This window comes from Rhodococcus sp. CX (assembly GCF_015865005.1).
GTDB lineage: Bacteria > Actinomycetota > Actinomycetes > Mycobacteriales > Mycobacteriaceae > Rhodococcus.
The window spans coordinates 6,646-15,359 of sequence record NZ_JADZGH010000208.1 but is presented as its reverse complement, the minus strand read 5'-3'; the positions used below and the strand labels follow the sequence as shown (position 1 = coordinate 15,359).

The window sequence follows — 8,714 nt, the reverse complement described above, 5'->3', positions numbered from 1 at the left end:
TCGTGCGCGAGCACCACGGCGATGTCCCCGGCCCGTACTCGTGGTGGTCGTACCGGGGCAAGGCCTTCGACACCGACGCGGGCTGGCGGATCGACTACCACCTGGTGACCCCGGCACTCGCCGACCGGGTGACCGCGGCCCGCGTCGAACGGGCCGCGACATATGCCGAACGCTGGTCGGACCACGCGCCGGTGACGGTCGAATTCCGATGATCCGGCACCGGGTGAACCGGCACTGCAAGGCGGCCCTGCTCGCGCTGCTGTCCGCGATCGTCGCCCTGTTCGTCACGGCCTGCGGATCCGCGGGCACCGACACCGGCACGACCGTCGCGCCGCTGCTGTCCGTTCCCTCCTCGACAGCACAGCCGTCCGGGACGGCACAGCCGAACGGCGACACCGTCACCTGCGAGCCGGAAGGTCCGATCCCCGACTACGTCTGGGACACCCTCGAGCTCATCGACGCGGGGGACTGGCCACCGGACGACGCCCCGGGCACCCAGGGCGGTCGCCGGTTCGGCAACTACGAGGGCGAGCTGCCCACCGTCGGCGACGACGGGCGACCGGCGGCCTACCAGGAATGGGACGTCAACCGGAAGAAGCCCGGGCGCAGCCGCGACGCCGAACGCATCGTCACCGGTGCGGACGGATCGGCGTGGTACACCGCCGACCACTACGAGTCGTTCACGAGGATGTGCTGATGCGAGCCGACCTGACCCTGCTCGAGACCACCCGATCCGGGGCAGCGGACCTCGAGGAACAACTGCGGCAGGACGGGCGCGTCGTGCACCTGCGCGGCCGGAAGATGACGACCCTCCGGCAGCTGTTCGACGAGTTCGCCGCGGCGCTGCAGTTCCCGTACTACTTCGGTGCGAACAAGGACGCGTTCGACGAGTGCCTGTCCGAGGTCTGCGAGGCCGCCGCGCCGTCGGTACTGGTATTCGACGCACACGAACTGCTCACAGGAGAACCGGACCAGATGGCGTGGTTCGTCGCGGTGCTCGGGCAGATCCCGCTGCGGGTGATCCTGCAGGTTCCGCCGCAGCACGCCGACGCCGTGGCCGAGCGATTCGCCGCGGCCGGACACGGCGACCTCGGTCGCAGCGCCGAACCCGGTGCGTGACAGTATCGAGAGCATGTCGAGCACTGCAGATCAGAACGCCACCGCGCCGACCGCCCGGCCTCGGGTGCTGTCCGGCATTCAGCCCACCTCGGATTCCTTCCATCTCGGGAACTTCCTCGGTGCGCTGCAGCAGTGGGTTCCGATGCAGGACGAGTTCGACGCCTACTACTTCATTCCCGACCTGCACGCGATCACCGTGCCGCAGAACCCGAAGGAGCTGCGCAAGCGGGTGCTGGTTTCGGCGGCGCAGCTCCTGGCCGTGGGCATCGACCCCGAGAAGTCGGTGCTGTTCGTGCAGAGCCACGTGCCCGAGCACGTCGAACTGTCCTGGGTGCTGACCTGCATGACCGGCTTCGGTGAGGCCAGCCGGATGACGCAGTTCAAGGACAAGTCCGCGAAGCAGGGCACCGAGCACGCCGGGGTCGGCCTGTTCACCTACCCGATGCTCATGGCCGCGGACATCCTGCTCTACCGCGCGCAGAAGGTCCCGGTCGGCGAGGATCAGCGCCAGCACCTCGAATTGACCCGCGACCTCGCGCAGCGTTTCAACAAGCGCTACGGCAAGACCTTCGTCGTCCCCGAGCCGCACATCGTCAAGGGCACCGCGAAGATCTACGACCTGCAGGACCCCACGTCGAAGATGAGCAAGTCGGCCGAGACCGCGGCCGGCCTGATCAACCTGCTCGACGACCCGAAGGTGTCCGCGAAGAAGATCAAGTCGGCCGTCACCGACAACGAACGGGAGATCCGCTTCGACCGCGAGGCCAAGCCCGGCGTGAGCAACCTGCTCACCATCCAGTCGGCGCTCTCCGGCCGCGACATCGACGATCTCGTCGCCGGATACGAGGGCAAGGGCTACGGCGATCTGAAGAACGACACCGCCGCGGTGCTCACCGAGTTCGTGACGCCGCTGCGGGCGAAGGTCGACGAGTACCTGTCCGACGAAACCGAACTGCTCAAGATCCTGTCGAACGGCGCGGACCGTGCGCGCGACGTCGCTTCCCGGACACTTGCCCAGGTCTATGACAAGGTGGGATTCCTGCCCCGCAAGTAGAAGGAGCGTCACGGATGGCCGGCGCGAGCGACGAGAAGAAACCCGGTTTCCTCGATCGGCAGCGTGCCGCCCATCCCTGGCTCGACCACACGATCCGGACCGGGCTGCGCTACCAGGAGCACAAAGGCGACTACTACGCCGCCGGTATCACGTACTTCACGGTGCTGGCTCTCGTGCCGATCCTCATGGTGGCGTTCTCGATCGCCGGTTTCGTGCTCGCCGGCCGACCCGAGATGATCGAGCAGATCCAGGACGCGATCGCCGAGAACATCCCCGGGCAACTCGGTGACACCGTGCAGAGTCTGATCGCGTCGGCGATCAACTCGCGCGGCGCCGTCGGCGTGATCGGGCTGCTCACCGCGTCGTACGCGGGACTCGGCTGGATGGCGAACGTGCGTGACGGCCTCACCGCGATGTGGGACCACCCGCGCGACAAGGGCAACTTCGTGGTCTCCAAACTGCGGGACGGCGCGTCGCTGCTGGGTCTCGGTCTCGCCATGCTCGTCTCGCTCGGGTTGTCGGCGCTGAGCAGCGGCCCGATCATGTCCAGGCTCGTCACGTTGCTGAACATGGAGAACCTCCTCGGGATCGGCGTCGCGTTGCGGATCGCCGCGCTGGTCTTCGCGCTGGGCGCGACCTGGGCGGTGTTCACGTGGGTGATCGCGCGGCTGCCCCGCGAACCGGTCACCTTTCGTAGCGCCGCGCAGGCCGGTCTGATCGCCGCGATCGGATTCGAAGTGCTCAAGCAGGCCGGGTCGATCTATCTCGAGATCGTGCTGAACGGGCCCGCCGGCGTCGCCTTCGGCCCGATCCTCGGTCTGCTCATCTTCTCCAACCTGACGGCGAAGCTGCTGCTGTTGTGTACGGCGTGGGCGGCGTCGAAGAAGGAGAATCTGGCCTTGGCGCACGTGCCCGCGCCGGAATCGGCGACGATCACTCCGCGGCTCGAGGTGCACCAGGGTCCCGGGGTGCGGGGGAGCATCGCGCTCCTCGGCGCGGGCATTCTGGGTGGCGCGCTGCTCGGGTCGCGCCGACGCGCCCGGAGATGACCGGCGAAGTCGAGGGGCCGGCGGATCAGCCCGCCGCCTCGTCCTGGCACGCCTCGTAGCCTCCCGCGACGAAGGTCGTCGCGGAGCAGTACACGGCGGTCGGATAGTACGGTCCCATCACCGTCGCGGGGTCGGCTCCGGTCGCCTGGGACGCCTGGATGGACTGCGGGTAGAACGCCGGCGTCGGCAGCATGTAGCGCAGGAACAGCACCTTCTTCGGTACCGTCGTATCGCCCCACGGCAGCACCGTCACGGTCGGATCGGCGACCGATGTGAGATCGGCGGGCGCGGCGACCGCGTAGGTGTAGTAGCCCGATTCGTCGAGCGCGGTCTCGAAGTCGGCCCCGCACGCCACCACCGGATAGGGCGAGACCCGATCGTTCTGGCACAGCGACCAATACCGCACCTGCTGATCCGGGTCGGTCGCCGGGACACCCGCGCGGGTGTCCGGGAACAGCGGCGCCTTCCCGCGGACGACCACGATCCTGCCCGGCTGGTAGGTCAGTGCCGTTCCGAGATACTTGTTGTCCCCGTTGGGAAACAGACCGGACGAGCTGGCCGGGTTCACGAACACCGTCTCCGGTGTGTCGCCGGGGAACGCGCCGCTCGCGGCACCGGCGATGACCTGATCGAAACCTGCCTGCGCGAGCTGCGAGACGGGTCCCGTGTAGGAGTTCGGGTCGAACGGCTGCTCGCACGGCTGCCGCGGAACGGTCGCCCCACCGACCCGCATCGTCGCCTCGGGCAGGGGCACACCGCCGCTGGGGGAGGCGGCGTCGTCGGGCACGTAGACGCGGATGATCAGGAAACCCACCGGGGTGCTCTGACCGGCCGGCAGAGCCTGAATCTCGTTGCGCGCGTGGTCGGCCGGGCCGGTGACGATGGTGGCGTGCCATTGGCGTTGCACAGGGGGGAGGGTCCGTGCCGACGCGTCCGTGAACGGATTGCTGCTGCCAGGGTCGGGGTCGATCTGGTTGTCGCGCAACGTATCCACGGTGTCGAAGTTCGTGCCGTAGGTGTTGAGCGAGAAGTACCGGGCGTACGGGTAGGTGCCGGACAGTTCGATCGAGTCGCCCGGCCCCAGCGCATAGGGCAGGACCCAGTAGGTGGCGTTCACGTCCGGAAACGCGACGTTCAGCACCGTCTCGTTCGACATGAACCGCCACGCGCACAGGGGAGTATCGGCGGTCGCGGCCGGAGGCAGGGCGACCGTGACGGCGGCGCACAGGAACGCGACGAGGGCAACGATCCGGGCGCAGGCAGATCGAGAGCGATTGTCGGACACGGGACTCCGTTCGTCGCGTCCACGATAGCCGCGGTTCGCCCAGAACGGACCGGGTTTCGGTGAACAAGATCATTCGATTCGGTTACATCGGCTGACGCGGTGGCGGATCGGCCGTACTGTCGGGTCCATGAAAGCCGTCCAGTACACCGAGATCGGTGCGGAACCGGTCGTCGTCGAGATCCCCACACCGTCCCCCGGCCCGGGGGAGGTGCTGCTGAAGGTCACCGCCGCGGGTCTGTGCCACTCCGACATCTTCGTGATGGACCTGCCCGCGGACGGATACGTCTACGGGCTTCCGCTGACGCTGGGCCACGAGGGGGTCGGCACGGTCGCCGAACTCGGCGCGGGCGTCGACGGCATCGCGGTCGGGGACGCGGTCGCCGTGTACGGGCCGTGGGGCTGTGGTTCCTGTCACGCCTGCGCCCGTGGCCGCGAGAACTACTGCACGCGCGCCGCCGACCTCGGGATCACCCCGCCGGGGCTCGGTTCTCCCGGTTCCATGGCCGAATACATGATCGTCGATTCGGCCCGGCACCTCGTGCCCATCGGTGATCTCGACCCGGTCGCGGCGGCTCCGCTGACCGACGCCGGTCTGACCCCGTACCACGCGATCAACCGGGTGCTGCCGCTGCTGGGCCCCGGATCCACCGCGGTGGTGGTCGGTGTGGGCGGGCTCGGTCACGTCGGGATCCAGATCCTGCGGGCGATCGGCGCGGCCCGGGTCGTTGCACTGGACGTCGACGACGACCGTCTCGAACTGGCCCGCACGGTGGGCGCCGACGTGGCGATCCGGTCCGATGCGAGTGCGGCCGCCGCGATCCGCGAACTGACCGGCGGGCAGGGCGCCACCGCGGTGTTCGACTTCGTCGGCGCGCAGTCGACGATCGACATGGCGCAGCAGGTCGTCGCGATCGACGGGCACATCTCGATCGTCGGAATCCACGCCGGCGCGCATGCGAAGGTCGGGTTCTTCCTCGTACCGTTCGGTGCCTCCGTCGTGACGCCGTACTGGGGGTCCCGCACCGAGCTGATGGAGGTGATCGCCCTCGCCCGCGCCGGCAGACTCGAGATCCACACCGAGACGTTCACTCTCGACGAGGGGCCCGAGGCGTACCGGCGGCTGCGGGAAGGCACCATCCTCGGCCGCGGTGTGGTCGTACCCGGCTGAGTCCGCCCGGCGGAACAGCGTCGCGGAAACGCAGAACGCGGGCCCGGCCCCCGAAGGGCCGGACCCGCGTTCCGTGTTGCAGTTCCCTGTGACAGGGAGGGTCAGCGAGCGAACAGCAGCGCGCGCTTGACCTCCTGGATCGCCTTCGTCACCTGGATGCCACGGGGGCACGCGTCGGTGCAGTTGAAGGTGGTGCGGCAGCGCCACACGCCGTCCTTGTCGTTGAGGATGTCGAGACGCTCGGCGGCACCCTCGTCACGCGAGTCGAAGATGAACCGATGCGCGTTGACGATCGCGGCGGGGCCGAAGTACGACCCGTCGCTCCAGTACACCGGGCACGACGTGGTGCAGCACGCGCACAGGATGCACTTGGTGGTGTCGTCGAAGCGGGCGCGGTCGGCCTGCGACTGGATCCGCTCGCGGGTCGGCTCGTTGCCCGTCGTGATGAGGAACGGCTTGACGGCACGGAACGCGTCGAAGAACGGCTCCATGTCGACGACCAGGTCCTTCTCGACCGGCAGGCCGCGGATCGGCTCGACGGTGATGGTCACCGGCTTGCCGTCCTTGGGCAGCATGTCCTTCATGAGGATCTTGCAGGCCAGGCGGTTGACACCGTTGATCCGCATCGCGTCGGAGCCACACACGCCGTGCGCGCAGCTGCGGCGGAAGGTGAGGGTTCCGTCGAGGTAGCCCTTCACGTACAGCAGCAGGTTGAGCATGCGGTCGCTGGGCAGCGCCGGCACCTGGAACGAATCCCAGTGCTGACCCTTGCCGTCCTCGGGGTTGAACCGGGCGATCTTGAGGGTGACCATGACGGCGCCCTCGGGAACCGGAGGCAGTTCCGCGGCGACGGCGTCGTTCTTCTCGAGAGTAGTCATCAGTACTTCCGCTCCATCGGCTCGTACCGGGTCTGGACCACCGGCTTGTAATCCAGGCGGATTTCGGAGATCAGATCCTGGCCCACCTTGTACGCCATGGTGTGCTTCATGTAGTTCGCGTCGTCACGATTCGGGTAGTCCTCGCGAGCGTGGCCGCCGCGCGATTCCTTCCGGTTGAGGGCGCCGACCACGGTGACCTCGGCCATCTCGAGCAGGAAGCCGAGCTCGACGGCCTCGAGCAGGTCGCTGTTGTAGCGCTTGCCCTTGTCGTGAACCGTGATGTTCTTGTAGCGCTTCTTCAGATCGTGGATGTCCTCGAGGGCCTTGGTGAGGGTCTCCTCGGTGCGGAACACCGACGCGTTGTTGTCCATCGACTGCTGCAGGTCGCGACGGATGTCGGCGACGCGCTCCTTGCCGCCCGCGTGGAGGATGCGGTCGAGCCACTCCTCGACGTAGGTCGCGGGGTTCTCGGGCAGCTCGACGAACTCGGTGCTGTTCGCGTACTCGGCGGCAGCGATGCCGGCGCGACGGCCGAACACGTTGATGTCGAGCAGCGAGTTGGTGCCGAGGCGGTTGGCGCCGTGCACGGACACGCAGGCGCACTCGCCGGCGGCGTACAGGCCCTTGACGATCTCGTCGTTGTTGCGCAGGACCTCGCCCTGGACGTTGGTGGGGATACCACCCATCACGTAGTGGCAGGTCGGGTACACCGGGACGAGCTCGGTGACCGGGTCGACGCCGAGGTAGGTGCGCGCGAACTCGGTGATGTCCGGGAGCTTCTCCTCGAGGACGTCCTCACCGAGGTGCGTGACGTCGATGTAGACGTAGTCTTTGTTCGGACCGGCACCGCGGCCTTCGAGCACCTCGAGCACCATCGACCGGGCGACGATGTCGCGAGGCGCGAGGTCCTTGATGGTGGGGGCGTAGCGCTCCATGAACCGCTCGCCGTCGGCGTTGCGGAGGATGCCGCCCTCACCGCGGACGGCCTCGGAGATGAGGATGCCGAGGCCCGCGAGTCCCGTCGGATGGAACTGGTGGAACTCCATGTCCTCGAGCGGCAGGCCCTTGCGGAAGATGATGCCCAGCCCGTCACCGGTGAGGGTGTGCGCGTTGGACGTCGTCTTGTACATGCGGCCCGAACCGCCGGTGGCGAACACGATCGACTTCGCGTGGAAGACGTGGATCTCGCCGGTGGCGAGCTCGTACGCGATGACACCGGTGGCGACGGGACCGTCCTCGGTCTCGGTCAGCGCGATGTCCAGGGCGTAGAACTCGTTGAAGAACTCGACGTCGTGCTTGACGCAGTTCTGGTACAGCGTCTGCAGGATCATGTGGCCGGTGCGGTCGGCGGCGTAGCACGCGCGACGGACCGGGGCCTTGCCGTGGTCACGGGTGTGACCACCGAAGCGGCGCTGGTCGATCTTGCCTTCGGGGGTGCGGTTGAAGGGGAGACCCATCTTCTCCAGGTCCAGCACCGCGTCGATGGCTTCCTTGGCCATGATCTCGACGGCGTCCTGGTCGGCGAGGTAGTCGCCGCCCTTGACGGTGTCGAAGGTGTGCCATTCCCAGTTGTCTTCTTCGACGTTGGCCAGCGCGGCACACATGCCGCCCTGCGCGGCACCGGTGTGGCTGCGGGTCGGGTAGAGCTTGGTCAGAACCGCGGTGCGGGCGCGGGGGCCGGCCTCGATGGCCGCGCGCATACCGGCGCCGCCGGCACCGACGATGACCACGTCATAACGATGTTCCTGCATGAAGTCTTGGCTCCCCTAGCTCGCAACGATGTTGGGGTCGAATGTGAAGATCACGTAGGTGCCCAGGCCCATGATCAGGATCATCGACACTGCGAGGATCGTGTTGAGCCAGAAACGGGTCGAGTCCTTGCGCGAGTAGTCGGCGATGACGGTGCGCAGACCGTTGCCGCCGTGCAGCTGCGCGAGCCACAGCATCGACAGGTCCCAGAACTGCCAGAACGGGCTGGACCAGCGACCGGCGACGAACGCGAAGTTGATGCGGTGCACGCCCTCGTCGAGCATCAGCATGATGAACAGGTGGCCGAGCACGAGGATGATCAGTGCGAGGCCGGACAGGCGCATGAACAGCCAGGCGTAGAGCTCGAAGTTGTTCTTGGCCTGACGACGCGGCGAGCGCGGGTTGTCGAGGC

Annotated in this window: 9 protein-coding genes and 1 pseudogene; 6 read left to right on the top strand and 4 right to left on the bottom strand. The window is 67.6% G+C overall.

Annotated features, from left to right (window positions below; all coding sequences use genetic code 11):
• From I0Q12_RS33600 to yhjD, 5 genes and pseudogenes are all read left to right on the top strand, one after another.
• A pseudogene (locus I0Q12_RS33600) lies at positions 1-212 on the top strand (exodeoxyribonuclease III); the annotation flags it as partial.
• Complete coding sequence (locus I0Q12_RS22805; RefSeq protein ID WP_197255000.1) at positions 209-697, top strand: ribonuclease domain-containing protein; 489 nt, start codon at positions 209-211, stop codon at positions 695-697. The pseudogene I0Q12_RS33600 and the gene I0Q12_RS22805, both read left to right, overlap by 4 nt.
• A complete protein-coding gene (locus tag I0Q12_RS22800; protein ID WP_197254998.1) occupies positions 697-1,119 on the top strand; it encodes a barstar family protein in 423 nt (140 codons plus the stop codon). Before I0Q12_RS22805 ends, I0Q12_RS22800 begins: the two co-directional genes overlap by 1 nt.
• Positions 1,120-1,132: 13 nt before the next feature.
• The gene (gene trpS, locus I0Q12_RS22795; RefSeq protein WP_197254996.1) at positions 1,133-2,173 is read left to right on the top strand and encodes a tryptophan--tRNA ligase; all 1,041 of its coding nucleotides are present in this window, start codon (positions 1,133-1,135) and stop codon (positions 2,171-2,173) included.
• A 14-nt stretch (positions 2,174-2,187) separates the two neighbouring features.
• Positions 2,188-3,222 (top strand): inner membrane protein YhjD, encoded by a 1,035-nt coding sequence (gene yhjD, locus I0Q12_RS22790; protein WP_197254994.1) that lies wholly within the window; start codon positions 2,188-2,190, stop codon positions 3,220-3,222.
• A 25-nt stretch (positions 3,223-3,247) separates the two neighbouring features.
• On the opposite strand, the gene I0Q12_RS22785 is transcribed toward yhjD, so the two are convergent.
• Positions 3,248-4,507 (bottom strand): hypothetical protein, encoded by a 1,260-nt coding sequence (locus I0Q12_RS22785; protein ID WP_374068766.1) that lies wholly within the window; start codon positions 4,505-4,507, stop codon positions 3,248-3,250.
• Between the two features lie 127 nt (positions 4,508-4,634).
• Here I0Q12_RS22785 and I0Q12_RS22780 point away from each other — a divergent pair, with 127 nt between their 5' ends.
• Positions 4,635-5,675 (top strand): NAD(P)-dependent alcohol dehydrogenase, encoded by a 1,041-nt coding sequence (locus I0Q12_RS22780; protein ID WP_197254992.1) that lies wholly within the window; start codon positions 4,635-4,637, stop codon positions 5,673-5,675.
• A 101-nt stretch (positions 5,676-5,776) separates the two neighbouring features.
• Here the strand turns inward: I0Q12_RS22780 and I0Q12_RS22775 are convergent, their stop codons facing one another.
• From I0Q12_RS22775 to I0Q12_RS22765, 3 genes are all read right to left on the bottom strand, one after another.
• Entirely contained in the window at positions 5,777-6,553 is a 777-nt protein-coding gene (locus tag I0Q12_RS22775; RefSeq protein ID WP_197254990.1) for a succinate dehydrogenase iron-sulfur subunit, read from the bottom strand.
• Positions 6,553-8,304, bottom strand: coding sequence for a succinate dehydrogenase flavoprotein subunit (sdhA, locus tag I0Q12_RS22770; protein ID WP_197254988.1), 1,752 nt, complete (start codon positions 8,302-8,304; stop codon positions 6,553-6,555). The genes I0Q12_RS22775 and sdhA overlap by 1 nt, the downstream gene beginning before the upstream one ends.
• Before the next feature lie 15 nt (positions 8,305-8,319).
• Positions 8,320-8,714 (bottom strand): succinate dehydrogenase hydrophobic membrane anchor subunit (locus I0Q12_RS22765; protein ID WP_197254986.1); only part of this gene is annotated, 395 nt, incomplete at its 5' end.